Genomic DNA, 25,123 nt, shown 5'->3' with positions numbered 1-25,123 from the left:
GCCGAGGTATGCGGTGGTGTATCCGTGTGCCGGGGCGCTGGCGGAGGGGCAGCGGACGCCGGTACCCGAGGGGTTGGGGGTGTTGCTGGGGACGGCGCGTGCCGCTGTGCTTGTGCTGCTCGACAGCCCGAAGAGCACCACGCATCTTGTGGCGCTCACGGGTCAGGGGCTGGGGTCGGTCGGCCGCCACCTGCGGGTGCTGCTGGACGCGCGCCTCGTTCAGCGCCGCCGTGCCGGGCGTTCGGTCCTCTACTACCGCACGGAGGCGGGTCACGCCCTGGTACAGGCCCAGGTCGGCGAGGGGCCGCACTGAGCCTCGCTCTTCCGGGGCCGGTTCCCGGCGGGTGCCCGTGCCGGTGCGTGCCCCTGGCCGATGCCTCGCCGGCTCCTCACCTCCTGTCCCCTCCTGTCCTCTCCTGCCCTGGTGCGATGTCCGTCCCGTAGTCGATGACGCGTGAGGTAATCGCTCCTCGTCGGGCGACACGGCAGGGTGCGGGGCATGGATGAGAAGACAGGTAGCGCGAGCGAGGACACCCGCTCTGTTGTTGAGGAGTTCTTGCGGCGTGTGGGAGAGGGGGATGCGGAGCGGATCGCGGCGCTGTTCGCGGAGGAGGTGGACTGGATGATCGCGGACAACCCCGTCGTTCCCTGGATACGCCCGCGACAGACCCGCGAGGACGTTGCCGCGCACTTCACCGAACTGGCAGCTGGCGTGGCTGCGTTGGCAGGCGGAGGCCGTCCCGTCGATGTGCTGGTCGTCGACGGCACGGAGGCGGTGATCACCGGAACTCTCTCCGGGCGGGTCCGAGCGACAGGTAAGGAGTTCTCCACGCCTTACGCGTTGCGCCTCTCCGTCCAGAACGGCGAGTTGACCCGGTACTACATCTTCGAGGACAGCCTGAAGATCGCGGCGGCCTGCACGGCCTGAACTGCTGCCGATACTTGTTGCCCGTTGCCCGTTGCCCGTTGCCCGTTGCCCGTTGCCAGCGCCAGCGCCAGCGCCAGCGGCCCGTGCCCAGCGGCTCGCGCCCAGCGCCTCGTTCACCCAGCCGGCCGTACGACGGGGCACGGGGCCCGTCGTACGGCCGGTGCCTTCGGTGAAGCCGCCTTGGCGGGAGGCGGTGACGGTGCCGTGACGGCGGGCGGTCACCCTGGCGCCGACCCCCGACGGCCAGGGCCGCAACGCACCCCGCAGCCGGAGCTGAAACGCACCCCGCATCCGCGCCCACGGCCGGGGCCGCAACGCACCCCGCGTCCGCGCCCACCCCGCACCCCGCGGCCCCGTAACCCGTCCAACCGGTTCGACTCGTCCAACCAGTTCGACTCGTCCAACCAGTTCGTCCCGTCCAACCGGTTCGACCGGGTCAACCCGTTAGACCGACTCCGTCCGCGGTTCCTCCGCCTGGGAGTTCTTGAGGTGGGAGCGGAGTTGTTCGACGGTCATCGTGCGGTTGGCGGGCGGGGTGCCCTTGGGGACCGGCTTGCCGAAGCGGGTGAGGGCGATCTCGTCGCGGTCGGCGCCTGCCTTGCGTTCGAGCTTGACCGGGTAGGGCTTGCCCTCGGTGGCGACGTGCATGCGGACGCGCACGTCCTCCTGGGCGCGGGTGACGGGGATCGAGCGGTGTCCGTCGATCTCGCCGGGCTTGCCGCGCTTCCAGCTGGGGCCCGGACCCGGCTGCGCGCCCGAGGCGGTGCGGAAGGCGTCCAGGTCGCAGGCCGTGGCGAGGCCCTTGCCGCCGAGTTCGGCGTCGGCCGAGGTGCCCTTCACATAGCGGCCCTTGAACTTGTGGGCCGCCGACTCGCCCTGGCCCGCGCCCAGTTGGGCCCTCCAGAACGCGGCGCTGGGCTTGAGCCAGATCGTGCCGCCGCGCTTGATCAGCTTCACCGACCCCTTTCCGGGAATTTCCACCTTTCCGGAGCAATTCGCTTTCTCGTCGAGGGTGAGATTCAGCCGGAGGTCTCGCGCCTCCATTTTCAGCCGTAGCGATCGTGCAGAATTCAGCTGCTTCGATGCCTTTTCGGCGATTTCTTCGGCGGAGAGGTCGGTCAGATCCGGGCGGTCACCCTCCGTGTGGACCCGCTGGGTGGCGCTGGCCGGGGCGAGGAGTCCGCCTCCTGCCGTCGTCGCAGCGCATACGGCCACGATCAGTGCTGTGCGGTGCTGCTTTCGCATGTCCCTGGCTCCGATCAGCCGGCGGTACGCGGACAGGGTCTTGCCCTGCCTTGTGCGCACATAGACCTATTTAGCCTACGTTCCACCTCCGGCGACCGCACGTCGGCCAGTGATGAAGACCACTTGTTTACGAATTTCAGACATGAGATCCGAAAGACGGGGCAGGGTTCGCTCTTGCCATCTGCCCAGGGCCATGGCAAATCCCCACAACAGGGGTGCGGGGTCTCCCCGTAAGAACGCAGCAGTGATGAGAGGCAGTACCCAAGGTGTCCGTAATGGAGAGCATTCACGTAGGCGGGAAGTGGCGTGCGGCCACGGCTGGCGGGACGCGGGAGATCCTCGATCCCGCTGACGCCACCACGCTCGCCGTCGTCGCCGAGGGTGACGCCGAGGACACCGACGCGGCCGTCGCCGCCGCTCGCCGTGCCTTCGACTCGGGAGAGTGGCCCGCCACCCCCACCGCCGAACGGGCCGCACTGCTGCGGCGCGTGGCCGACCTGTTGCAGCGTGACCGTGAGGAGATCGCCCTCATCGAGTCCCGCGACACCGGCAAGACGCTGGAGGAGGGCCGGGTCGACGTGGACGATGTCACCAGTGCCTTCCGCTACTTCGCCGACCTCGTCATGAACGAGTCCGGTGGACGTGTCGTCGACGCGGGCAGCGCCGATGTGCACAGCGTGGTCGTCCACGAACCCGTGGGCGTCTGCGCGATGATCACGCCCTGGAACTACCCCCTCCTCCAGGCCAGCTGGAAGGTCGCCCCCGCGGTCGCGGCGGGCAACACCTTCGTCATCAAGCCCAGCGAGGTCACCCCCCTCTCCACCGTGCACCTCGTCAAGCTGCTCGCCGAGGCCGGACTTCCCGAGGGTGTCGCCAACATCGTCACCGGCGCCGGCGATCCGGTCGGCGCGCGGATGGCCGAACACCCGGACGTCGACCTGGTCTCCTTCACCGGTGGCCTCGCCAGCGGTACCAAGGTCGCCCAGGCCGCGGCCCCGAGCGTCAAGAAGGTCGCGCTCGAACTCGGCGGCAAGAACCCGAACGTCGTCTTCGCCGACGCCTGCGCCACGGAGGAGGGCTTCGACACCGCCGTCGACCAGGCGCTGAACGCGGCCTTCATCCACAGCGGCCAGGTCTGCTCGGCCGGCGCCCGCCTGATCATCGAGGACTCCGTCAAGGAGCGCTTCGTGTCCGAACTCGTCGCGCGCGCCGGGAAGATCAGGCTCGGCAGGGGCACCGAGGACGGTGTCGAGTGCGGACCGCTCGTCTCCCAGCAGCAGTTGGAGAAGACCGAGGGTTACGTCGCCTCCGCGCTCGCCGAGGGCGCGAAGCTGCGTTGCGGCGGCGAGCGCCCCGCGCCGTCCCAAGTCCGGCCCGCCGAGGGGTACTTCTACCTCCCGACCGTGCTGGACGACTGCCACCGCGGCATGCGCGTGATCCGGGAAGAGACCTTTGGCCCAATCTTGACAGTAGAGAGCTTCAGCACGGAGGACGAAGCTGTAACGCTGGCGAACGACACCGAGTACGGCCTCGCGGGAGCCGTCTTCTCCAGTGACACCGCACGGGCACGCCGGGTGGCCGCGCGGCTGCGCCACGGCACCGTGTGGATCAACGACTTCCACCCGTACCTGCCGCAAGCCGAGTGGGGAGGCTTCGGCAAGTCCGGCGTCGGCCGGGAGCTGGGCCCGCACGGTCTCGCCGAGTACCGCGAGACCAAGCACGTCTACGAGAACCTGCGTCCCGCACCGGTCCGCTGGTTCGCCGGCTGAGGCAACGCGTTCGCGGCACCCGCCGAACGTCTTCCGGGGGCCGCGGTCATCCCCGCGGCCCCCAGTGCCTCAGTACCCCCCTTGTACTTCAGCAGTACCGCATACCTCAGCAGTACCCGTAGCACCCGCAAGTGTCCTGTAGCACTTCAGCACCACCCTTGAACGACCGCGACACCCGCGAACGCGTGGGACCCCTCCAAGGAGCAAGACCCCTATGTCCAGCTATGACTACGTGATCGTCGGCGGTGGAACCGCCGGCTCGGTGATCGCCGCGCGCCTCACCGAGGATCCGGATGTCACCGTCGCCCTCATCGAGGGCGGGCCCACCGACATCGACAGGCCGGAGGTCCTCACCCTGCGCAAGTGGCTGGGCCTGCTCGGCGGTGAACTCGACTACGAGTACACGACCACGGAACAGCCGCGCGGCAACTCCCACATCCTGCACAGCCGCGCCAAGGTTCTCGGGGGGTGCTCCTCGCACAACACCCTCATATCCTTCAAGCCGCTTCCCTCCGACTGGGACGAGTGGGAGCGCGCCGGGGCCGCCGGCTGGAACGCGCAGGCCATGGACCCCTACTTCGGGAAGCTGCGCAACAACGTCGTCCGTGTGGCCAAGAAGGACCAGAACGCCATCGCGCAGGACTGGATCGACGCCGCCAAGGACGCGCTGGACATCCCCGAGGTCGTCGGCTTCAACGACCAGCCCTTCTACGAGGGTGTCGGCTTCTTCGACCTCTCGTACCACCCGGAGAACAACAAGCGCTCCTCGGCCTCCGTCGCCTACCTCCACCCCCACATCGAGGCCGGCGACCGCCCCAACCTGCACATCATGCTGGAGACCTGGGCGTACAAGCTGGAGCTGGACGGCACCCGCGCCAAGGGTGTGCGCGTACGCGCCAAGGACGGCGAGGAGACGCTGCTGACGGCCGAGCGCGAGGTGCTGGTCTGCGCGGGCGCCGTCGATACGCCCCGGCTGCTGCTGCACTCCGGGATCGGCCCGCGTCAGGACCTGGAGGCGCTGGGCATCCCCGTCGTCCACGACCTGCCCGGCGTCGGCGAGAACCTCATCGACCACCCCGAGTCGGTGATCGTGTGGGAGACCGAAGGGCCCATCCCCGGCAACTCGGCGATGGACTCGGACGCGGGCCTTTTCGTGCGCAGGGACCCGGAGTCCGAGGGCCCCGACCTGATGTTCCACTTCTACCAGATCCCCTTCACCGACAACCCCGAGCGGCTGGGCTACGAACGGCCCGAGCACGGTGTGTCGATGACCCCCAACATCCCCAAGGCACGCAGCAGGGGACGCCTTTACCTCACCTCGGCCGACCCCGAGGTCAAGCCGGCCCTCGACTTCAAGTACTTCGAGGACGAAAACGATTACGACGGCCGCACCCTGGTCGACGGCATCAAGCTCGCCCGTAAGGTCGCCCAGGCCGAGCCCTTCGCCAAATGGCTCAAGCGCGAGGTCTGCCCCGGCCCCCAGGTCACCTCCGACGAGGAGATCAGCGAGTACGCGCGCAAGGTCGCGCACACCGTCTACCACCCTGCCGGTACCTGCAAGATGGGCGCCCATGACGACGAACTGGCCGTCGTGGACCCCGAGTTGCGGATACGAGGTCTGGCGGGCATCCGCATCGCGGACGCCTCCGTCTTCCCGACCATGCCCGCCGTGAACCCGATGATCGGCGTACTGATGCTGGGCGAGAAGGCAGCCTCCCTCATCCACCCCACCGCGACCGACAAACGAGCGACTACGGCACCGGGAGGTGTTGCGTGATGTCCGAGGCCCCTGAAGCCACTGACGCCCCCAAGAGCGCGGAGCGCGCAGAGAGCACTGCGAGCGCCGGGACCGAGCCGGTCTTCTCCGTCCGCAACCTGTGGAAGGTCTTCGGCCCGAAGGCGTCCAAGATCCCCGGCGACACGTCGCTGACCGGGCTGTCGGCCACCGAACTGCGCGAGCGCACCGGTTGCACGGCCGCCGTCCGTGACGTGTCGTTCGACGTGGAGAAGCGCGAGGTCTTCGTCGTCATGGGCCTGTCGGGCTCCGGCAAGTCCACGCTGGTGCGCTGCCTGACCCGGCTGATCGAACCCACGGCGGGCAAGGTCGACTTCAACGGCGAGGACGTCGTCGGCATGGACAAGGACGCGCTGCGCGACCTGCGCAGGCACCGTGCGTCCATGGTCTTCCAGAACTTCGGCCTCCTGCCGCACCGCAGCGTCATCGACAACGTCGCCTACGGCCTGGAGATCCAGGGCATGGGCAAGGCCGAACGCCGCGAGCGCGCGGCCGAGATGGTCGACAAGGTCGGCCTCCAGGGCCTCGGCGAGCGCCGCCCCGGCCAGCTCTCCGGCGGCCAGCAGCAGCGCGTCGGCCTCGCCCGCGCGCTCGCCGTGGACCCGCAGGTGCTGCTGTTCGACGAGCCGTTCAGCGCCCTGGACCCGCTGATCCGCCGCGACATGCAGGAGGAGGTCATCAGGCTGCACCGCGAGGAGGGCCGCACGATGATCTTCATCACCCACGACCTGTCCGAGGCCCTGCGCCTGGGCGACCGCATCGCGCTCATGCGCGACGGCGCCATCGTGCAGCTCGGCACCCCTGAGGAGATCGTCGCCAACCCGGCCGACGACTACGTGCGCGACTTCGTCCGCGACGTGCCGCGCGAGCAGGTCATCTCCGTACGCCGTGCCATGCGCCCCCTGGACGCCAGTGAGGCCGCCGACGCCACGGGCGGCGCCACGCTCGCGCCCGACACGCTGGTCTCCGAGGCGATCGAGGCCGTCGCGCGCAGCGGCGAGTCCTGCCGCGTCGTCGAGAACGGCCGCACCATCGGCATCGTCGACCACGCCAGCCTGCTCACCGTCGTCGCGGGCATCAACCGCGAGGGCGAGAGCGACGGCGGCGGCGACAAGGCGAAGGAGGTGGCGGCCGTATGAACAACGGCAACGCCGCTGCCCCGCCGGAGGCGGCCCCACGCTGCGGGGGGCTGATATGAGTTCCCCGACCCTCACCAAGGACGAGGACGCACGCCCCGCGACGCCGGGCCCCGCAGAAGGACCGGCTCCCGAGCGCCCCGACACCACGCCCACCGCGCTCTCCCGCTTCCTGGGCAACCCCAAAGCGGTCGTGCTCGTGTGTGCCGTCCTCGTGGTCGTCGTCAGCGCACTGGTCTCCGGCTCAGGCGCGTGGCCCGGCGCGCTGACGGCCGACGTCAAGTCGCCGCTGAACGACCTCGACGACTGGCTCGTCGACAACAGGGACACCCACTGGCTGTTCCTGTACTTCCTGCTGCACTTCAGCAACGCGGCCGAGTCCTCCGTCGACAGCATCACCAGCCTCTTCGACTCCATGGGCTGGATCGGCGTCACCGTCATCGGCACGCTGATCGCCTGGGCCGGCGGCGGCGCCGACCTGTCCCGGCGCGCGCTGCGCACCGGCGCCACGGGCCTGGCCGTCTTCCTGATCTGCGGCATCCTGGGCGTGTGGGAACCCACCATGGAGACCCTGGCGCTGATGGTGGTCGCCGTCGTCTGCGCCGCGGTACTGGGCTTCCTGCTCGGCCTCGCCTCCGGGCTCTCCGACCGCTTCGAGCGGATCCTGCGCCCGGTGTTCGACACCATGCAGGTCATGCCGGCGTTCGCGTTCCTGCTGCCGCTGGTGCTGCTGTTCAACATCGGCACACCCTCGGCGCTGATCGCGACCGTCATCTACGCCTCGCCGCCCATCGCCCGGCTCACCGCGCTCGGCCTGCGCTCGGCCGACCCGGCGGCGCTGGAGGCTTCGGCCTCGCTCGGCGCCAGCGGCTGGCAGCAGCTCGTCACGGCCAAGCTCCCGCTGGCACGCAAGCAGATGATGCTGGGCCTCAACCAGACGATCATGATGTGTCTCTCCATGGTCGTCCTGGCCTCGCTGATCGGCGGCGGTGGCCTCGGTGACGAGATCTACCAGGCCCTCGGCGCCCTCAAGATCGGCGAGGCGCTGGTCGCCGGGGTCGCGGTCGTGCTGCTCGCCGTGCTGCTGGACCGTACGACGGCCGCTGCGGGCGAACGGCTCGACGACGTCGTGAAGGCCGGGCTCACCAAGACGATGGCGCGGCTGCGCCGGGCCGTCTGGGGCCTGATCGCGGTGCTGATCGCGCTCTTCGCCGCCATCGGCTCGGCCATCGGCGAGGGCGAGTGGCCCGACGGCTGGACCGTCGACTTCACCAACCCGATCGACACGGCCGTCAACTGGCTGACCGACCACATCGGTTCCGGCATCCCCGTACTCGGCGGCACGATCACCTGGGCCGAGGGCTTCACCGAGTCCGTGCTCAACCCGCTGCGCAGCGGCCTGCTGGCGACCCCGTGGTGGGCGCTGGCGCTGCTCGTCGCCGTCATCGGCTGGATCGTCGGCACCTGGCGCGCGGCGCTCACCGGCGTCATCTGCCTGGCGCTGGTGGGCTGGATGAGCCTGTGGGACGTCGCGATGGACACGCTCTCGCAGGTCTTGGCCGGCCTTGTCCTCACGGTCATCCTCGGCGTCGTCGTCGGCATCCTGTGCGCCCGTATCGACCGCGTCGAGCGGATCATGCGGCCGGTGCTGGACACCATGCAGACGATGCCGCAGTTCGTGTACCTGATCCCGGTGATCGCGCTGGTCGGCCAGAACCGTACCGGCGGTATCCTCGCCGCCGTCATCTACGCGGCACCCGCCGTCATCCGGATCACCGCACAGGGGCTGCGCCAGGTCGACCCGGCCGCCATGGAGGCGGCCACGTCGCTCGGCGCGACCGGCAGGCAGCAGCTCTTCGGGGTGCAGCTGCCGCTGGCCCGCAAGTCGATCCTGGTCGCGCTCAACCAGGGCGTCGTCCTGGTTCTGTCGATGGTCGTCATCGCCGGTCTGATCGGCGGCGGCGCGCTCGGCTACATGGTGGTGCAGGGCCTGTCCAAGGGGAACCTCTCCCAGGGCTTCCCCGCCGGCATCGCCATCGTCTGCCTCGGCATCATGCTCGACCGTCTGTCCCAGCCGTCCAAGGGGCGCGTACGCGACTGACACCGCACGTGTCCCGCGGGGCCGGTCAACCGGTTCCGACCCTCACGAGAGAAACAGAGCACTCATGAATCCCAATCGCATACGTAATACGGCGTTCGCCGGTGTGGGCATCGTCAGCGTTCTCGCCCTGGCCACCGGCTGCGGCGCCGCCGACACCAAGGCCGGCGGCGATGACAAGGTGGTTCTGGCCGAACCCTCGTGGGTCGGCGCCACCGCCAACGCCGCCGTTGTCAAGAAGCTTCTTGAAGACGAGATGGACGTCAAGGTCGAGGCCAAGCAGATGGATGAGCCCGTCGCCTTCGACGCGCTCAACTCCGGCAAGGCCGACGCCATTCTTGAGGACTGGCACGGCGTTCCGAAGAAGCAGAAGAAGTACGTCGAGGACAAGAAGACCGTCGTCTCGGGCGGCGACCTCGGCGTCGTCGGGCACATCGGCTGGTTCGTGCCGAAGTACTGGGCCGACAAGCACCCCGACGTCGTCAAGGACTACAAGAAGCTCAACAAGTACTACAAGGACTTCAAGACCTCCGAGAGCGGCGACAAGGGCCACTTCATCGGTGCGGCGCCGTCCTACTCGCAGCACGACAAGGGCCTCATCAAGAACCTCGGGATGAAGTTCAAGCACATCCCGTCCGGCGCCGAGGCGGCCCAGCTCAAGGAGCTGAAGCGGCTCTACGACGCCAAGAAGCCGTTCCTCACCTACTGGTGGGAGCCGCAGTGGATGAACGAGCAGATCGACATGGTCGAGGTGAAGCTGCCCAAGTACACCAAGGGCTGCGAGGTTCCCGAGTCGAAGGCCAAGTGCGGCTACGAGACCAACCAGCTTGAGAAGTTCATGAACAAGGACTTCGCAAACAGCGACAGCGATGCGGCGAAGTTCATCAAGAACTTCAAGTGGTCCACCAAGGACCAGAACAAGGTCGCCGGAATGATCGCCGGCAAGAAGATGGACCCCGAGGACGCAGCCGCCGCGTGGATCAAGGACAACAAGTCCACGTGGGAGAAGTGGATCCCGAAGAAGAAGTAATGCGCCCATGCGCGTGACGACGCGATTGCAGCACGCAATCGCGGGTCACCAGGCGCGTGCGGACACACGCTCCGCGTGAGCGTTTACCGTGCATGCGAACATTCGACTGCCCCCGGAACGAACGCCGTTCCGGGGGCAGTTATGATCTTGGTGGTCATGTGCCGGCCTCCCCACCTCCAGGATCAGCGCGCCCTATGTATTTGATATCCAGAAGAACGGCTGTGCCGGCAACGGCCGCCGTATTCGCCCTTCTCGCCCCCCTCGTGCTCGGTGCGTGCTCGTCCGACTCCGACGCACATGCCGAACCCGTCGTGCTGACCAGCCCCACATGGACCGGCGGGCAGGCAAACGTCGCCGTCGCCAGATATCTGCTGGAGAACGAACTGGACCAGAAAGTCCGCACCCGGCAGATGGACGAGAAGGACGCCTGGAAAGCGGTGGGCGGCGGCAAGGCCGACGCCATCCTTGAGGACTGGGGCCACCCGGACCTGGAGGAGAAGTACGTCTTCAAGAAGAAGACCATCGTCCGCGCGGGGGACGTCGGCGTCACGGGGAAGATCGGCTGGTACGTACCCGAGTACCTCACCGAGAAGCACCCCGGGATCACCGACTGGAAGAAGCTCAACGACCTCGCGCCGCTCCTGCGCACGCCGAAGAGCGGGAACAAGGGCCAACTCATCGAAGGCTCCCCCGAATTCCTCACCCGCGACGACGCGCTCATCAAAAACCTGCGGCTCAACTACAAGACCGTCTACACCGGTTCTGAGAAGGCGCAGATCGAGGAGATCCAGGAACGGACAAGGAAGCGCCAGCCGTTCCTCACCTACTGGTGGCGCCCCCACTGGCTCGCCTCCGAAGCGAACCTCAAGGAAGTCCAGCTCCCCGCTCACTACGAGGGCTGCGACAAGAACCCCAAGACCGTCACATGCGGTTACCCGGAGACACCGCTCAAAAAGTACCTCTCGGCCGACTTCAGCAAGAACGGCGGCAAGGCGGCCGAGTTTCTCAAGAACTTCCAATGGGGCGAGGACGACCAGAACGCCGTCGCCAAAATGATCGCCCAGGACGGCCTTTCTCCCGGGGCCGCAGCCAAGAAGTGGGTCAAAGAGAACCCCGGCACCTGGAAGGTATGGCTCTGGGGGCTCCAGGAGAAGTGAGCAGGACCGGCCGAACGGCACAGGCCAAGCGGAGTGACCGGCTCCCACCTTTGGGAGTCATCCGCGTACGGGGCAGAATCGTGCCGTGAACCAGCCCGATTCGTCGCCCCACGTCCCGCCTGCCCGTGAACCGTCGAGCGGCGGAGGCCGCCACCGCGCGCCACGGGACAGCCGGCAGGACAGTGGCCGCAAACGGCCGCTCCTGCCGGTGCTGCTCGTCGCGGGCTGTGCGGCCGTGCTCGTCGCCGTGGCCCTCCTGGGCACCGATCTGGCCACCGACAGCACCCACGACATCCACATACCCGGCGGCGGCGCCACCGCCCTGCTGCGCTCCGTCCTCTTCGTCGCGCTGTGCGTGCAGATCGGCGAGGTCGCGGGGGAACGGCTGGCCGGAGGCGTCGCGCGCACCCTCCCCGGCGACCCGGCGGCACGCCGCTCCCCGCCCGCCGTGGGCGCGTACGCGGCCATCGCCGGGATGATCGCCGCGCTCGGACTGGCGTCCATGGCGGCGGCGGGCGACGGTTCACTGACCGCGGGGCTGCCGCAGCTCAGCGAGATCTACGGCACGCGCGACGGCCGTATCGCGTTCCTGGAGGCGAACGGCTTCCTCTTCTGCGCGCTCTGCCTCTTCATGCGGCACCCCGTGTGGGCGTGCGTGCCGCTGTCCGGCGTCGTCCTGTGCGAGGCGTTCCGGGCGCACCCGGAGTCCAACACCCCGGCCATCGGCATCGCCCTCACCCTCGTCCACCTCTCCTCCACCATCCTGTGGACAGGCGGCCTCATCCAGGTGCTGCGCACGATGCGCGCCTGGCACGGCGAACCCGGTGCGGCCCGCGCCCTGCTCGCGGCCTACGCGCGCCGCGCGTTCTGGCTGTTCGCCGCGATCTGCGTCACGGGTACGTTCAGCACGCTGCGGCGGCTGCCGCTGGACGCCGTCCTCTCCTCCGCCTACGGCCGCACCCTGATCGCCAAGCTGGTCCTCGTCGCCGCCGTCGGCGTCTGTGCCCTCTTCGCCCGGCACGTGCTGGTCAAGAGCCGGGACAGAGGTACGACGTACGGCGCCGTCCTCCGCCCCACAGCGGCCGAACTGGCCGCACTCGGAGCGGTCGTCGTCCTCTCCGCGCTGCTGACGGTTGCGCCCGTCCCCCCGTCGACGTAACCCGTATCCGGTCCGGCCCCGCCGTCTCCGGCCCCCTGTCCCGCCGCGACGGCGCGTGACCACGGCGGTGGTGTCCGGCGGTGCCGAACCGGCGTGTGGTGGCGCCGGAATGCCGCGGTGCGTTTGGCACCGCCGGTCACGTTCGGGCCGGTTGCGTGCCGTCGCGGCGGAAAGAGGGGGGCGGCGGCAACGCCACTCAGCGCAAGTGCTGGGCGAGGTCCGCGGTGGCGGCGCTCGCCCGCGTGGCGAGCGCACCGCCGAAGGTGATGCGGGTGACGGCGGCCGGGTACGGCCCACCCGGCTCGGCCAGTGCGTTGACGGGCACGCCCAGTTCGGCGGAGAGGACCGCGAGGTCCTCCGGGGGCGCGCGGAACGGGTAGACGCTGTCCGCGCCGGCGGCCACGTAGGCGCGGCCCCGTTCCAGCGCGGCGGCGAGGGGGTCGGAAGAGCCGCGCAGGTAGGTGTCGACGCGGGCGTTGAGGAACGGCGCGGGGCCGAGCGCGTCCCGTACCCCGGCGAGGAAGTCCGCCTGGCGGGCGACGTCCACGAGGGCGCCCTCGTGGGTGTCCTCCAGGTTGCAGCCCACGGCGCCGGTGTCGAGGAGGCGGGCTGCGACCTCAGCGGGCGGCAGCCCGTATCCCCGTTCGATGTCGGCGGAGACCGGAACATCGACGGCCCGTACGATGCGCGCGACAGCGGCGAACATCTCGTCCGCCGGACACGCGCCGTCCTCGTAGCCGAGCGCGCGCGCCGCGCCGTGGCTGGTCGTCGCCAGCGCCCCGAACCCCGCGTCCGCGAAGATCCGTGCGCTGCCCGCGTCCCAGGGGCCTGGCAGCACGAGCGGGTCGCCGGGCGCCCGCGCCTCGTGCAGCGCGCGCAAGCGTGCGGCGCCGGGGGAGTGCCCCGCGTCGGGCGAGGGCCCCGCATCGGCATGGTGCCCCGTGTCGTCGCGGCGCCCCGTGTCGGAGTGGTGCCCCGCGGCGTGTGCGGGGCCCGCCGCGTGTGCGGGGCCGGTCACCGGCCCGCTTCCAGGTCGGCGAGGCCCTGCGGGACCGCCCGGGTGGTCACCTGGAAACGGTTCCAGCTGTTGATGGCGACGATCTGCGCGATGAGCGAGGCGAGTTCGGGCTCGTCGAAGTGCTGGGCGGCGCGCTCGTACACCTCGTCGGGGACGAAGCCGTCGGTCAGCTCCGTGACGGCCTCGGTCAGTGCGAGCGCCGCCTTCTCGCGCTCGGTGAACAGGTCGCCCGCCTCTTCCCAGGCGATGACCAGGTCGAGGCGCAGCTGCGTCTCGCCCTGCTTGCGTGCATCGGCGTAGTGCATGTCGAGGCAGTAGGCGCACCGGTTGATCTGCGAGGCGCGGATCTTGACCAGTTCGCCGATGACGGGGTCGGCGCCCTCGGACGCCGCGGCCTGGAACGCGGCCATGGCCTTGTAGAGGGCGGGGGAGTGCTTCCAGGGGTTCATACGCGGTGAGGTCGTCATGTCCCTGAGACTACGGCCGGAGTGGGCCACGCGTATGGTCCACTCTCATGTCAGAACCTTGGGCCACTGTGGAGGGCGTCACCATCCCCACGGCCGCCGGATCCGATCTGCATCTGGACCTGGCAACGACCGGCGAACGCACCCCGCGCGCCGCGCTCATCGCCGCCGTACGGGACGCGATCCGCACCGGCCGGCTCACGGCCGGTACGCGCCTGCCCTCGTCCCGTTCGCTCGCCGCCGATCTGGGCCTGGCCCGTAACACGGTGGCGGGCGCCTACGCCGAACTCGTCGCCGAGGGCTGGATGTCGGCCCGCCAGGGCTCGGGTACGCGGGTCGCGCGGCGTGCCGTGCCGATGACGCCCGCGCGCACCCTGCGCCACGGGCCACCGGCCGACACGCGTCCGCAACCCGGCCCAGGCGGCAGATGGGCGGAGCGGCCCGTGCACGACCTGCGTACGGGCGCTCCTGACGTGTCGGCCTTCCCCCGTTCCGCGTGGCTCGCCTCGGCCCGGCGTGCGCTGACGGCGGCGCCCTCGCGCTCCTTCTCGCACGGCGACATGCGGGGCACGCCCGAGCTGCGCGGCGCCCTCGCCGGCTACCTGGCACGTGCGCGCGGAGTGCGCGCCGACCCCGAACGCATCGTGGTGTGCGCGGGGTTCGCGCAGGGCCTCGCGCTGCTGGCGCGGGTGCTGGAGGGCGGCGTGGCCGTCGAGGAGTACGGGCTGTACTTCCACCGCGACCTGCTGGAGTCCACGGGTGCGCGCACCCGCCCCCTCACGGTGGACGCGCACGGAGCCCGCACCACGGACCTGGACGCGCGGCCCGGTTTCGCGCGCGTACGCGCTGCGCTGCTCACGCCAGGACACCAGTACCCGACGGGTGTACCGCTGCACCCCGACCGCAGGGCGGCCGTCATCGACTGGGCCAGGCGCCGGGACGGGCTGGTGCTGGAGGACGACTACGACGGCGAGTTCCGCTACGACAGGCACCCGGTGGGCGCGCTGCAAGGGCTCGACCCCGACCGGGTGGTGTACCTCGGTACGGCCAGCAAGGCGCTCGCGCCCGCGCTGCGACTGGCCTGGATGGTGCTGCCCCCGCATCTGGTCGACCCGGTGCTGGCGGCCAAGACACCGGCCGAGTGGACCACGGGCGCGCTGGACCAGCTCACGCTCGCCGACTTCCTGGAACGCGGCGCCTACGACCGCCATGTGCGCGCGATGCGCCAGCGCTACCGCGCCCGCAGGGACCGCCTTGTGGAGGCGCTCGCCGCCCGTGTTCCGCGGGTGCGGGCGACGGGCATCGCGGCCGGTCTGCACGCGGTCGTCGAACTGCCGCCGGGCGCCGACGAGTCCGCCGTGCTGCGCGCCGCACGCCGCGGGGGCGTCGGCCTCGACCCGCTCTCGGACGCCCGCCACCCGGCGGCCCCACCGCTCCCCGTACCGCGCCCCGCGCTGGTCGTCGCCTACGGCACCCCGCCCGAACACGCCTACCCCGCCGCACTGGAAGCCCTGTGCGACGCCCTCACGGACAGCGGCACGTGCGCGTGAGAGGGGGCTGGCGCGTGCTCGACCGGCCGACTACGCGTGCCCGACCGACTACGCCTGCTCGACCGACTACGCCTGCTCGACCGGCCGACTACGCGTGCCCGACCGACCGACTACGGGTGCCCGACCGGGCGGCGCGGTCTTGACGGGCGCGCGGCGTCCCGCGACCTTGGCGGGGCGCGGACCGCCCGGAGGCTCCGCAGGTGACGAAGGCGGGGTCCACCGTGGCGGTGGAGGAGAACGGGCTCAACGTCATCTCCGAGGCCGAGCGCACCGCACGCCCCGCCGGCCTGTTCTGGCCGTGGTTCGGGGCCAACGTCTCGGTACTGGGCCTGAGTTACGGCTCTTTCACGCTCGCGTTCGGACTCTCGTTCTGGCAGGCGCTGGCCGCTGGCGTCGTCGGCATCCTCTTCTCGTTCCTGCTGTGCGGGCTCGTCGCCGTGGCAGGGAAGCGCGGTTCGGCGCCGACGATGGTGCTGAGCCGCGCCGCGTTCGGCGTGCGGGGCAACCGGCTGCCTTCCGCCGTCTCCTGGGTGCTGACCGTCGGCTGGGAGACGGTGCTCGTCACGCTGGCCACCCTGGCGACGGCCACCGTCTTCGACCGGCTGGGCTGGGGCGGCGGTACGGGAACCAAGGTCGCCGCGCTGGTGGCCGTCTCGGTGCTGACGGTCGCGGCAGGCGTCGCCGGATACGGACTGATCATGCGCCTCCAGACCGTGATCACGGTGGTGACCGGCGTGCTGACCCTCGCCTATGTCGGGCTCGTCGCCGACGAGATCCGCTGGGAACGGGTCTCCGCGCTGCCCTCCGGCTCAGCGCAGGAGGTGCTGGGAGCCCTGGTGTTCGTGATGACGGGCTTCGGCCTGGGCTGGGTCAACACCGCCGCCGACTACTCCCGCTATCTGCCCCGCCGTACGCACGGCCGCGCTGTCGTCGGCTGGACCACGTTCGGCGCCTCGGCCGCGCCGCTGGTGCTGCTCGTGTTCGGGCTGCTGCTGGCCGGCTCCTCGCCCGGCCTGAGCGCCGCGGTCGCCGCCGACCCCATCGGCGCGCTCACGACGCTGTTGCCGCTGTGGTTCCTGGTGCCGTTCGCCGTGGTGGCCGTGCTGGGGCTGATCGGCGGCGCCGTACTGGACATCTACTCCTCAGGGCTGGCGATGCTCGCCGTCGGGGTACGCGTCCCGCGCTACGTGGCCGCCGCGATCGACGGTGCGCTCATGATCGCGGGTACCGTCGCGCTGGTCTTCTTCGCCGACGACTTCCTCGGCGCCTTCATGGGCTTCCTCACCACGCTGGGTGTGCCGATCGCGGCCTGGTGCGGGATCGTACTCGCCGACCTGGCACGGCGCTCACGCCCGTACGACGACGCGGACCTCTTCCGCCGCGAGGGCCGTTACGGCGATGTCCGCGCGCTGCCCGTCACGCTGCTGGCGTGCGCGACGGCGGTCGGCTGGGGCCTGGTCACCAACTCCGGTGCCTCCTGGCTCACTTGGCAGGGCTACCTGCTGGACCCGGTCGGCCTCGGCGGCCGTACCGGCACCTGGGCGGCGGCCAACCTCGGCGTCCTCGCAGCCCTCGCGCTGGGCTTCCTCGCCACCCTGCCGTTTTCGCCTCGCGGCGGGCCAGGGCGCTGAGTGCCGGTTCCGCCTCGCGGCGGGCCAGGGCGCCACCTTCGCCTTGCGGCGGGCCAAGGCGCTGCTCCCTTGGGTGCGTTGCCGACCGCGGGTTCGCCTCGCGGCGGGGCACGGTGCTGCCCCCTGGGTGTGTTGCCGGCTGCGGGCCCGTTGTGGCTGGTCGCGCAGTTCCCCGCGCCCCTTTGGGGCTCTTTCGGGGCCTCTCTGTATCGGACAGATGTGGCGGCGGGCACCGTGACGTGCGGCCCGTTCGCCGCCTTCGTCTCGGCCGTGCGGCGCGGCGAGATCTGAGGCGGGGCCCAGCGAGCCTGTCCGACGACCCGGCGGAGAGGCGGGCAGGCCGCGCAGTTGCCCGCGTCCCGTGAGGGGCGCGGGCAACTGGCATGCGCCGGTGGACAGAACGGCTAGCCGGCCAGCACGGTGCGGAGTTGGGCGAGGCCCCAGTCCAGGTCCTCCTTGGCGATGGTCAGGGGCGGGGCGATGCGGATGGTGGAGCCGTGGGTGTCCTTGACCAGGACGCCGTGTGCCATGAGCCGTTCGGAGATCTCGCGGCCCGTGCCGAGCGACGGGTCGATGTCGACGCCCGCCCACAGCCCGCGGCCCCGCACCTCGCTGACCGTTCCTGCGGGCAGCAGCCCCAGCTCGTGGTGCAGGTGCTCACCCAACTCCTTTGCTCTCTGCTGGAGTTCACCGGTCGCGAGCATGTCGATGACCTCCAGTGCGACCGCGCACGCGAGGGGGTTGCCGCCGAAGGTGGAGCCGTGTTCGCCGGGACGGTAGACGCCGAGGACGTCGTGGCGGGAGACGACGGCGGAGACGGGCACGACGCCACCGCCCAGCGCCTTGCCGAGTACGTACATGTCGGGGACGACGCCCTCGTGTTCGCAGGCGAACGTGGCCCCGGTGCGGCCGAGCCCCGACTGGATCTCGTCGGCGATGAACAGCGTGCCCGTGTTGCGGGTCAGTTCGCGTACGGCGGGCAGATAGCCGGGCGGCGGAACCAGTACGCCGGCCTCGCCCTGGATGGGCTCCAGCAGAACGGCGACGGTGTTCTGGTCGACCGCCGCCTCCATCGCCGGAAGATCGCCGTAGGGCACGATCTCGAAGCCGGGCGTGTACGGGCCGAAGTCGGCGCGTGCCTCCTCGTCCGTGGAGAAGCTGACGATCGTCGTCGTACGGCCATGGAAGTTGCCGGACGCGACAACGATCTTCGCCTGCCCCTCCGGTACGCCCTTGACCTGGTAGCCCCATTTACGCGCGGTCTTGACGGCGGTCTCCACCGCCTCGGCGCCCGTGTTCATGGGCAGCACCGTGTCCATCCCGCACAGTTCGGCGAGCCGGGCGCAGAACTCGGCGAACCTGTCGTGGTGGAAGGCCCGCGAGGTCAGCGTGACCCGGTCGAGCTGTGCCTTGGCCGCCTCGATGAGGCGGGGGTTGCGGTGGCCGAAGTTGAGCGCGGAGTACCCGGCGAGCATGTCGAGATAGCGGTTGCCCTCGATGTCGGTCATCCACGCGTCCTGCGCCGAGGCGATGACGACGGGGAGCGGGTGGTAGTTGTGGGCGCTGTGCGCCTCGGCGGTGGCGATCAGCGCACCGGATGATCCTGTCGCGTGCGAGGTGGACATCACGGGGTCTCCGTTCGTCTGGCAAAAAACCGACTGGCCCGCCCTGTGGGGCCGCACCTTTCTATCGTCCACCGCCCGGTTCACGCAGGAACATCCCCTTACCCAGTCATGTCAGGGGCCCGGGCCCCGTACCCGAAGGGTTCCCGACGGCGTGCCCGTCAGGGGCGCGGGTCCCTGTCATCGTGGCTCCGCGGCGGGGGCGTGCCGGGTCGTGGCGGGCCCGTGGCCGGGCCTCTAGCGCAATCCCTGGGCACCCCTCTCGCCAGGCGTCCTGCGAAGGAACCCCGTGCGGGAGCTCACCCGATATCGGGTCACGGGCGCTGTGAGGGACCTGAGACAATGGGCCTCATGGCCAACGATCGTCCTCGCGTGCTCTCCGGGATCCAGCCCACCGCCGGTTCGTTCCACCTCGGCAACTACCTCGGCGCCGTGCGCCAGTGGGTGGCGCTCCAGGAAACCCACGACGCGTTCTACATGGTCGTCGACCTGCACGCGATCACGATCCCCAAGGACCCCGCCGAACTGCGCGCCAACACCCGGCTCGCGGCGGCCCAGCTCCTCGCCACCGGGCTCGACCCGGAGCGCTGCACGATCTTCCTGCAGAGCCATGTGCCCGAACACACCCAGCTGAGCTGGGTCGTGGAGTGCCTCACCGGCTTCGGCGAGGCCGCGCGCATGACCCAGTTCAAGGACAAGTCGTCCAAGCAGGGCACCGACCACACCACCGTGGGGCTGTTCACCTACCCCGCGCTGATGGTCGCCGACATCCTCGTCTACCAGGCCGACCAGGTGCCGGTCGGCGAGGACCAGCGCCAGCACGTGGAGCTGACGCGGAACATCGCGGAGCGCTTCAACGGGCGGTACGGCGCGACCTTCACGGTCCCGGAGTCGTACATCCTCAAGGAGACCGCGAAGATCTACGACCTCCAGGACCCCACGATCAAGATGAGCAAGTCGGCCTCCACGCCGAAGGGCATCATCGACCTCCTGGACGAGCCGAAGACCACCGCGAAGAAGCTCAAGAGCGCGGTCACCGACACGGACACCGTCGTACGCTTCGACGAGGCCGAGAAGCCGGGCGTCAGTAACCTGCTGACCATCTACTCCACGCTCACCGGGGCCGGAATCCCGGAACTGGAGCAGAAGTACGCGGGCAAGGGCTACGGTGCGCTGAAGACCGACCTCGCCGAGGTCGTCACGGAGTGGGTGACACCGTTCCGGGAGCGCACACAGGAATATCTGGGCGACCCCGCGACGCTGGACACGATCCTCGCCCGCGGCGCGGAGAAGGCCAGGGCCGTGGCGGCCGAGACGCTGGAGACGGTCTACGACAAGGTGGGCTTCCTGCCCGCCAAGCGCTGACAGCAGTCGGCCGCCGCACGGCGCCGGTACGCACACCAGCCACGCACCACATCACACAGCGGAACACCGATGGGAGTCCACATGGGCACGGGAGCGACCGTCACGCTCGGCGTATCGCTGGCCGTCCCGGAGCCGTACGGCAGCCTGCTCCAGGCACGCCGCGCCGGCTTCGGCGACCCCGCGGCCCACGGCATTCCCACACACATCACGCTGCTGCCGCCCACCGAGGTGGCAGCGGCGGCGCGGCCCGCGATCGACGCGCACCTGGCGCGGGTGGCGCTGAACGGGCGCTCCTTCCCCGTACGCCTGTCGGGTACCGGCACCTTCAGGCCGCTCTCGCCCGTCGTCTACGTCAACGTCGTCGAGGGTGGCTCGGCCTGCTCCTGGCTCCAGGAGCGGGTGCGCGGCGCCGAGGGCCCGCTGGTGCGCGAGCTGGCCTTCCCGTACCACCCGCATGTCACCGTGGCGCACGGCATCGCCGAGGACGCGATGGACACGGCGTACGAGGAACTGGCCGACTTCGAGGCCGCCTGGACCGCGACCGGCTTCGCGCTCTACGAACAGGGCGCCGACTGCGTCTGGCGCCTCCAGCGGGAGTTCGGCTTCGGTGACGCCGCTCCCAAAGGGCCTTCAGCCACGCCCACGACCACGGCCACGGTGACGGCCGCCTGCCGCCCCCCGGCCCAGCGCCGCTCCACCTCCCGCCCGCCCGCCACGCTCTGAGGCACGGCGCACCCGGGCTCGGCCCCCCAACCGTTCCGGCCTGTCGCGTCCGGCGTCCTCAAGGGTGCGTACGTACGCTGCCCAGGGCGCGTACGTAAGCTGCCCCGCAAGGCTGAAAGCGGGACGAACGGGCAGGTGGCAGGTGTGGAGCAACTGACAAAGCTGCCCGTCGTCGGACCGCTCGTCGCGTGGTTCTTCACCACGCGGGTGTGGCGGGTCTACGAGCACCTCGACGCGCGCAAGTGGACGCGGCTCGCTGCGGCGGTCACCTTCACCAGCTTCCTCGCGCTCTTCCCGATGCTCGCCGTCGGCGCCGCCATCGCGGCTGCGCTGCTCTCGCACGACCAGATGAACAAGCTCCAGGACGTGCTGACCGAGCAGGTGCCCGGCATCTCCGACCAGCTCAAGATCCAGTCGCTGGTCGACCACGCGGGCACCGTCGGCCTCATCGCGGGTGCCCTGCTGCTGTTCACGGGCGCCGGCTGGGTGGGGACGCTGCGCGAGAGCCTGCGCGCCCTGTGGGACCTGGAGGAGGACCCGGGCAACGTCTTCGTCCGCAAGGGCACCGACCTGGGCATCCTGCTGGGCCTGGGCCTCGTCGGCCTGGTCTCCTTCGGCGGTTCGGCCTTCGCGCTGACCGCCGTGACCTGGGTCGCCGAACGGGTGGGGCTCGCCGAGGGCGGCATCGGCACGGTACTGCTGCGCACCGCCGCCTATGTGTGCGCCGTCGCCGCCGACTTCGTACTGCTCTGGTACGTGCTGACGCTGCTGCCCCGCGTGCGGCCCCCGCGCCGTGCCACGCTCGCCGCCGCGCTCCAGGGCGCCATCGGCTTCGAACTGCTGAAGCTGCTGCTCGGCGGCTACCTCCAGGGAGTCGCGGCCAAGAACGTCTACGGCGCCTTCGGTGTGCCCATCGCGCTGCTGCTGTGGATCAGCTTCATGACCAAGCTGCTGCTGTACTGCGCCGCATGGACCGCTACGGCCCCCGCCGGGAGCGGCGAGGGCGAGCAGCCCGTACGGGACCTCATCGACGGCGGCGACGCGCCAGATCAGGCAGCGGCCAGCGACGGTGCACCGCGTACGCCACCAGAGCGAGAAGAACCAGACAGCCGGCGGTGATCCCGAGCGCCGTCCCCGCGCCGCCCGACGGCTTGCCCGAGGTGTGCGCCGCGGCCTTGGCGTCGGTCGCGCCACCCGCCTGACCGCCCTTGCCGCTGGCTGCTCCGCTGTCGGGGCCCGAGCCGGGCGCGACGAGCTTGCCGACCGGAGCGACCTTGTTCGCCGCGGAGAAGCCCCAGTCCAGCAGCTTGGCCGTCTCCTTGTAGACCCCGTGCGGCTCCGTCTGGTCCGGGTGCATCACGGTGACCAGCAGCACACGGTCGCCGCGCTGCGCCACACCCGTGAAGGTGTTGCCCGCGTTCGTGGTGGAACCGTTCTTCACCCCCGCCATGCCCGGGTACGGATCGATGCCCACGTCGCCGGTGAGCAGCCGGTTGGTGTTCTGGATCTCGAAGCTGCCGCGCTTCGGCTTGTTGTCGCCCCCGGCGTCCTCGGCGCCCTCCGCGCCCTTCTTGCCCTTCTTCGGCTTCTGCGTCTCGCCCGGGAACTTCGCCGTAGCCGTCGCCGCGTACTCACGGAAGTCCGCGTTCTGCATGCCCGAGCGCGCGAACAGCGAGAGGTCGTACGCCGAGGAGACCTGGCCCTTGTGGTCGTAGCCGTCCGGGCTGATCACGTTGGTGTCGCGGGCGCGGATGTCGCGGGCGCGCGCGTTCATCTCCCGCACGGTCTTCGGCTTGCCGCCGTTCATGGCGGACAGCACGTGCACCGCGTCGTTGCCCGAGCGCAGGAAGACGCCGAGCCACAGGTCGTGCACGGAGTACGACTCGCCCTCCTTCACCCCGACCAGGCTGCTGCCCTCGCCCATGCCCTGCAGGTCGGACGGCAGCACCTTGTGGGTGCGGGTGCTGGGCAGCTTCGGCAGAACGGTGTCGGCGAACAGCATCTTCAGGGTGGAGGCGGGCGGGAGCTTCCAGTGCGCGTTGTGCGAGGCGAGCACGTCTCCCGACTCGGCGTCCGAGACGATCCAGGACCGCGCGGACAGCTTCTTGGGCAGCGCGGGCGCTCCGGCCTTCGGCTTCACCTGCGTACCGGGGAGACCGAGGCGTGCTCCGCCCACGGTCGACATCTGGGACGGCGGCTGGGGCTGCTTCCCGTTGCCTTCCGGACTTTCGTCGGCATGCGCGACGGGGGCCGCGACCAGCGAGAACGAGAGCGCGGCGCAGGCGAGGCCGGTAAGGCGGGAGAGGCGGGGGAGAGCGCTTGCGCGGCGGGAGCGCGTGGCGCGGTCTGAACAATACGAAAAATTGGGCACCCTGCGAACGTACAGGGCAACGAGCGGGTTGTGGGACTGGAGATCGGCCGCTTGTGTTCAGCGTTACGCCCTCTTGGGGAGCCGTTAGCCCCTCCTGGGGACGCTCATCGGCCGATGTCCATACTTGAAGCCATGCACGACACCTCTCCCGCACCTTCCGAGTCCGGTACACGCCGGAACGGGCTGGTGCTTTCCCGTCCTGTCTCCTGGTTCCTCCTGGCTTTTGGTGTGTGGTCCTGGTTTGTCTGGATCACGTTCGTCAAGAACCTGTGGAAGGACGGCAGCGGGCTGGCGTTCGACGATGCCGGTGACCCGACGGGTTACTTTTGGGTCCATCTGCTGCTGGCCATCACCTCCTTCCTGCTGGGAACGGCGATCGGTCTGCTCGGACTCCGGGGGCTGAGGGCCGCACGGCGGTAGCCGGAGGCCGGGGAAGGCACGCGAGCACACGAGCGCGAGAGCGAGGGGCGGGACGCTGATGGTGGTTGTGTTTGTACTGATCGCGCTGACGGTGCTGAGTGCACTGGTAGGGGCGCACTGGTATCTGTGGCGCCGCTTCGTGCGCGACGTCTCGCGCCCCGGCGGCGCGTGGCGGCGGACGGGAACCGTGCTCGCCGTCCTGCTGCCGCTCACCACGGTCGCGGCCCTCGTCACCAGCCGCTCAGGCGCCCCCTTCAGCGTGCAGCGCGCCGCCGCCTGGCCCGGCTACATGTGGCTCGCCTGCCTCCTCTACCTGCTGCTCGCCCTGCTGGTGGGCGAGGCCGCCCGCTTCGTCGTACGGCGCACGCCCTGGGGCCGTGCCCTCGGGGGAGGGCACGGTACGGGGACGCCTTCGCCTGAGCCTGCGCCTGTGTCTGCGCTTGCCGACGCGGGTGGGGGTGCGGGTGCGGCTGCCGACGCGGGTGGGGGTGCGCCTGTGTCTGCGCCTGCGCCTGCGCCTGCGTCTTCTGGGGCTGGAGTCGGTGCGGCTGGTGCGGCTGGTGCGGCCGGTGCCGGGGCGGTTGAGGCCGGGGCTGGGGCCGGGGCCGAGGAGGCCCCGGCCGAGGAGGGGGATGTCGCCGTTGCCGTCAGGGCCGACGAGGCCGGCTCGGCAGCTGGTGTGGACGGGGCCGGTGGATCCGGTGGACCCGGTGTATCCGGTGGCGCGGGCGCTTCTACGGCGTCAGCGTCCGTGCCCGCGTCCGTGCCCGTGCCTGGGCCCGCTGCGGACTCCGGGCGCGGGGTGCCCTCGCGGCGTGTGTTCCTCGCGCGGACGCTCGCCGTCTCGGCCGGTGTCGCCGGGCTGGGGACGACGGCGGCCGGAGCCGTCAGCGTGCTGAACGGGCCCACGCTCAAGACCGTCACCGTGCCGCTGGCGAAGCTGGGGAGACGCGCTCACGGTTACCGCATCGCGGTGGTCAGCGACATCCACCTCGGCCCGATACTGGGACGGGGTCACACCCAGCGCATCGTGGACACCATCAACGGGGCCCAGCCCGACCTCGTCGCCATCGTCGGCGACCTGGTCGACGGCTCCGTCGCCGACCTCGGCCCGGCGGCCGAACCACTGCGCCAACTGCGCGCCAGGGACGGCTCGTTCTTCGTCACCGGCAACCATGAGTACTTCGGTGACGCGCGCGAGTGGATAGACCACCTCCGCGAGCTGGACGTCCACCCGCTGGAGAACGCGCGCCGCGAGCTGCCCGGCTTCGACCTCGCCGGCGTCAACGACGTACAGGGCGAGGACCAGGGCGAAGGCCCCGACTTCAAGAAGGCCCTCGGCGACCGGGACACCTCGCGTGCCTCCGTACTGATGGCACACCAGCCCGTGCAGATCCATGAGGCCGTCGACCACCACGTCGGCCTCCAGCTCTCCGGCCACACACACGGCGGACAGCTCTGGCCAGGACCGCTCCTCGCCGAACTCGCCAACCCGACCGTCGCCGGGCTGGAGCGCTACGGCGACACCCAGCTCTACGTCACCCGGGGCGCGGGAGCCTGGGGGCCGCCCGTGCGGGTGGGGGCGGAGTCCGACGTGACCATCGTGAAGCTCGCGTCCCCCCGGGCGTGACACCCACCCACC

The 25,123-nt window shown here is 70.4% G+C and carries 21 protein-coding genes; 16 read left to right on the top strand and 5 right to left on the bottom strand.

The window, feature by feature from the left end; translation table 11 throughout:
* Both NMN56_RS41405 and NMN56_RS41400 read left to right on the top strand, forming a co-directional pair.
* A partial coding sequence (locus NMN56_RS41405; RefSeq protein ID WP_283742565.1) for an ArsR/SmtB family transcription factor occupies positions 1–313 on the top strand: 313 nt, incomplete at its 5' end.
* Positions 314–499: 186 nt separating this feature from the next.
* Positions 500–928: a nuclear transport factor 2 family protein gene (locus tag NMN56_RS41400; protein WP_274040220.1), complete on the top strand. Its 429-nt coding sequence runs from the start codon at positions 500–502 to the stop codon at positions 926–928.
* A gap of 444 nt (positions 929–1,372) precedes the next feature.
* On the opposite strand, the gene NMN56_RS41395 is transcribed toward NMN56_RS41400, so the two are convergent.
* A complete protein-coding gene (locus NMN56_RS41395) occupies positions 1,373–2,233 on the bottom strand; it encodes a hypothetical protein (protein ID WP_274040219.1) in 861 nt (286 codons plus the stop codon).
* Between the two features lie 215 nt (positions 2,234–2,448).
* Between NMN56_RS41395 and NMN56_RS41390 the strand changes: the two genes are divergently transcribed.
* From NMN56_RS41390 to NMN56_RS41360, 7 genes are all read left to right on the top strand, one after another.
* Positions 2,449–3,942 carry an aldehyde dehydrogenase family protein gene (locus tag NMN56_RS41390; protein ID WP_430542840.1) on the top strand — a complete coding sequence of 498 codons (1,494 nt, stop codon included), beginning with the start codon at positions 2,449–2,451 and terminating at the stop codon, positions 3,940–3,942.
* A 214-nt stretch (positions 3,943–4,156) separates the two neighbouring features.
* Positions 4,157–5,719, top strand: a complete 1,563-nt coding sequence (locus NMN56_RS41385) for a GMC family oxidoreductase (protein WP_274040217.1) — start codon at positions 4,157–4,159, stop codon at positions 5,717–5,719.
* The gene (locus tag NMN56_RS41380; RefSeq protein ID WP_274040216.1) at positions 5,719–6,876 is read left to right on the top strand and encodes a quaternary amine ABC transporter ATP-binding protein; all 1,158 of its coding nucleotides are present in this window, start codon (positions 5,719–5,721) and stop codon (positions 6,874–6,876) included. The genes NMN56_RS41385 and NMN56_RS41380 overlap by 1 nt, the downstream gene beginning before the upstream one ends.
* Positions 6,877–6,931: 55 nt before the next feature.
* Positions 6,932–8,974, top strand: a complete 2,043-nt coding sequence (locus tag NMN56_RS41375) for an ABC transporter permease (RefSeq protein ID WP_274040215.1) — start codon at positions 6,932–6,934, stop codon at positions 8,972–8,974.
* Positions 8,975–9,038: 64 nt separating this feature from the next.
* Positions 9,039–10,001, top strand: a complete 963-nt coding sequence (locus tag NMN56_RS41370; protein ID WP_274040214.1) for a glycine betaine ABC transporter substrate-binding protein — start codon at positions 9,039–9,041, stop codon at positions 9,999–10,001.
* Positions 10,002–10,195: 194 nt separating this feature from the next.
* Positions 10,196–11,158 (top strand): ABC transporter substrate-binding protein, encoded by a 963-nt coding sequence (locus NMN56_RS41365; RefSeq protein WP_274040213.1) that lies wholly within the window; start codon positions 10,196–10,198, stop codon positions 11,156–11,158.
* 85 nt (positions 11,159–11,243) lie between these two features.
* Positions 11,244–12,317 carry a CopD family protein gene (locus tag NMN56_RS41360; RefSeq protein ID WP_274040212.1) on the top strand — a complete coding sequence of 358 codons (1,074 nt, stop codon included), beginning with the start codon at positions 11,244–11,246 and terminating at the stop codon, positions 12,315–12,317.
* 196 nt (positions 12,318–12,513) lie between these two features.
* On the opposite strand, the gene NMN56_RS41355 is transcribed toward NMN56_RS41360, so the two are convergent.
* Positions 12,514–13,197 (bottom strand): isocitrate lyase/PEP mutase family protein, encoded by a 684-nt coding sequence (locus NMN56_RS41355; RefSeq protein WP_274040539.1) that lies wholly within the window; start codon positions 13,195–13,197, stop codon positions 12,514–12,516.
* 134 nt (positions 13,198–13,331) lie between these two features.
* Positions 13,332–13,802, bottom strand: a complete 471-nt coding sequence (locus NMN56_RS41350) for a carboxymuconolactone decarboxylase family protein (protein WP_274040211.1) — start codon at positions 13,800–13,802, stop codon at positions 13,332–13,334.
* 47 nt (positions 13,803–13,849) lie between these two features.
* Here NMN56_RS41350 and pdxR point away from each other — a divergent pair, with 47 nt between their 5' ends.
* Both pdxR and NMN56_RS41340 read left to right on the top strand, forming a co-directional pair.
* A complete protein-coding gene (gene pdxR, locus NMN56_RS41345; protein WP_274040210.1) occupies positions 13,850–15,349 on the top strand; it encodes a MocR-like pyridoxine biosynthesis transcription factor PdxR in 1,500 nt (499 codons plus the stop codon).
* 200 nt (positions 15,350–15,549) lie between these two features.
* A complete protein-coding gene (locus NMN56_RS41340; protein WP_274040209.1) occupies positions 15,550–16,980 on the top strand; it encodes a purine-cytosine permease family protein in 1,431 nt (476 codons plus the stop codon).
* Positions 16,981–17,384: 404 nt separating this feature from the next.
* On the opposite strand, the gene rocD is transcribed toward NMN56_RS41340, so the two are convergent.
* The gene (gene rocD, locus NMN56_RS41335; RefSeq protein ID WP_274040208.1) at positions 17,385–18,605 is read right to left on the bottom strand and encodes an ornithine--oxo-acid transaminase; all 1,221 of its coding nucleotides are present in this window, start codon (positions 18,603–18,605) and stop codon (positions 17,385–17,387) included.
* Between the two features lie 348 nt (positions 18,606–18,953).
* Here rocD and trpS point away from each other — a divergent pair, with 348 nt between their 5' ends.
* The 3 genes from trpS (at position 18,954) to NMN56_RS41320 (ending at position 21,809) form a co-directional block, all read left to right on the top strand.
* Entirely contained in the window at positions 18,954–19,967 is a 1,014-nt protein-coding gene (gene trpS / locus NMN56_RS41330) for a tryptophan--tRNA ligase (protein WP_274040207.1), read from the top strand.
* 81 nt (positions 19,968–20,048) lie between these two features.
* Positions 20,049–20,690, top strand: coding sequence for a 2'-5' RNA ligase family protein (locus NMN56_RS41325; protein ID WP_274040206.1), 642 nt, complete (start codon positions 20,049–20,051; stop codon positions 20,688–20,690).
* 144 nt (positions 20,691–20,834) lie between these two features.
* A complete protein-coding gene (locus NMN56_RS41320) occupies positions 20,835–21,809 on the top strand; it encodes a YihY/virulence factor BrkB family protein (RefSeq protein ID WP_274040205.1) in 975 nt (324 codons plus the stop codon).
* On the opposite strand, the gene NMN56_RS41315 is transcribed toward NMN56_RS41320, so the two are convergent.
* Positions 21,715–23,061, bottom strand: coding sequence for a D-alanyl-D-alanine carboxypeptidase family protein (locus NMN56_RS41315; protein ID WP_488199821.1), 1,347 nt, complete (start codon positions 23,059–23,061; stop codon positions 21,715–21,717). The genes NMN56_RS41320 and NMN56_RS41315 overlap by 95 nt on opposite strands.
* A gap of 183 nt (positions 23,062–23,244) precedes the next feature.
* Between NMN56_RS41315 and NMN56_RS41310 the strand changes: the two genes are divergently transcribed.
* Positions 23,245–23,481, top strand: coding sequence for an SCO4848 family membrane protein (locus tag NMN56_RS41310; protein WP_274040537.1), 237 nt, complete (start codon positions 23,245–23,247; stop codon positions 23,479–23,481).
* Positions 23,482–23,539: 58 nt separating this feature from the next.
* Positions 23,540–25,111 carry a metallophosphoesterase gene (locus NMN56_RS41305; protein ID WP_274040204.1) on the top strand — a complete coding sequence of 524 codons (1,572 nt, stop codon included), beginning with the start codon at positions 23,540–23,542 and terminating at the stop codon, positions 25,109–25,111.
* Positions 25,112–25,123: the final 12 nt, after the last annotated feature.

Origin of the sequence: Streptomyces iconiensis (assembly GCF_028657195.3) — a bacterium.
Classification (GTDB): Bacteria; Actinomycetota; Actinomycetes; order Streptomycetales; family Streptomycetaceae; genus Streptomyces; species Streptomyces iconiensis.
The sequence above is the reverse complement of the archived record's forward strand: the minus strand, read 5'-3'. Positions and strand labels throughout refer to the sequence as shown.

Bases quoted from the DNA above. Each gene is read 5' to 3' on its own strand.
- NMN56_RS41380 (WP_274040216.1), top strand. From the start codon at position 5,719: ATGTCCGAGGCCCCTGAAGCCACTGACGCCCCCAAGAGCGCGGAGCGC.
- NMN56_RS41325 (WP_274040206.1), top strand. From the start codon at position 20,049: ATGGGCACGGGAGCGACCGTCACGCTCGGCGTATCGCTGGCCGTCCCG.
- NMN56_RS41390 (WP_430542840.1), top strand. From the start codon at position 2,449: ATGGAGAGCATTCACGTAGGCGGGAAGTGGCGTGCGGCCACGGCTGGC.
- trpS (WP_274040207.1), top strand. From the start codon at position 18,954: ATGGCCAACGATCGTCCTCGCGTGCTCTCCGGGATCCAGCCCACCGCC.
- NMN56_RS41365 (WP_274040213.1), top strand. From the start codon at position 10,196: ATGTATTTGATATCCAGAAGAACGGCTGTGCCGGCAACGGCCGCCGTA.
- NMN56_RS41305 (WP_274040204.1), top strand. From the start codon at position 23,540: ATGGTGGTTGTGTTTGTACTGATCGCGCTGACGGTGCTGAGTGCACTG.
- NMN56_RS41370 (WP_274040214.1), top strand. From the start codon at position 9,039: ATGAATCCCAATCGCATACGTAATACGGCGTTCGCCGGTGTGGGCATC.
- NMN56_RS41375 (WP_274040215.1), top strand. From the start codon at position 6,932: ATGAGTTCCCCGACCCTCACCAAGGACGAGGACGCACGCCCCGCGACG.
- pdxR (WP_274040210.1), top strand. From the start codon at position 13,850: ATGTCAGAACCTTGGGCCACTGTGGAGGGCGTCACCATCCCCACGGCC.
- rocD (WP_274040208.1), bottom strand. From the start codon at position 18,605: ATGTCCACCTCGCACGCGACAGGATCATCCGGTGCGCTGATCGCCACC.
- NMN56_RS41400 (WP_274040220.1), top strand. From the start codon at position 500: ATGGATGAGAAGACAGGTAGCGCGAGCGAGGACACCCGCTCTGTTGTT.
- NMN56_RS41385 (WP_274040217.1), top strand. From the start codon at position 4,157: ATGTCCAGCTATGACTACGTGATCGTCGGCGGTGGAACCGCCGGCTCG.
- NMN56_RS41350 (WP_274040211.1), bottom strand. From the start codon at position 13,802: ATGACGACCTCACCGCGTATGAACCCCTGGAAGCACTCCCCCGCCCTC.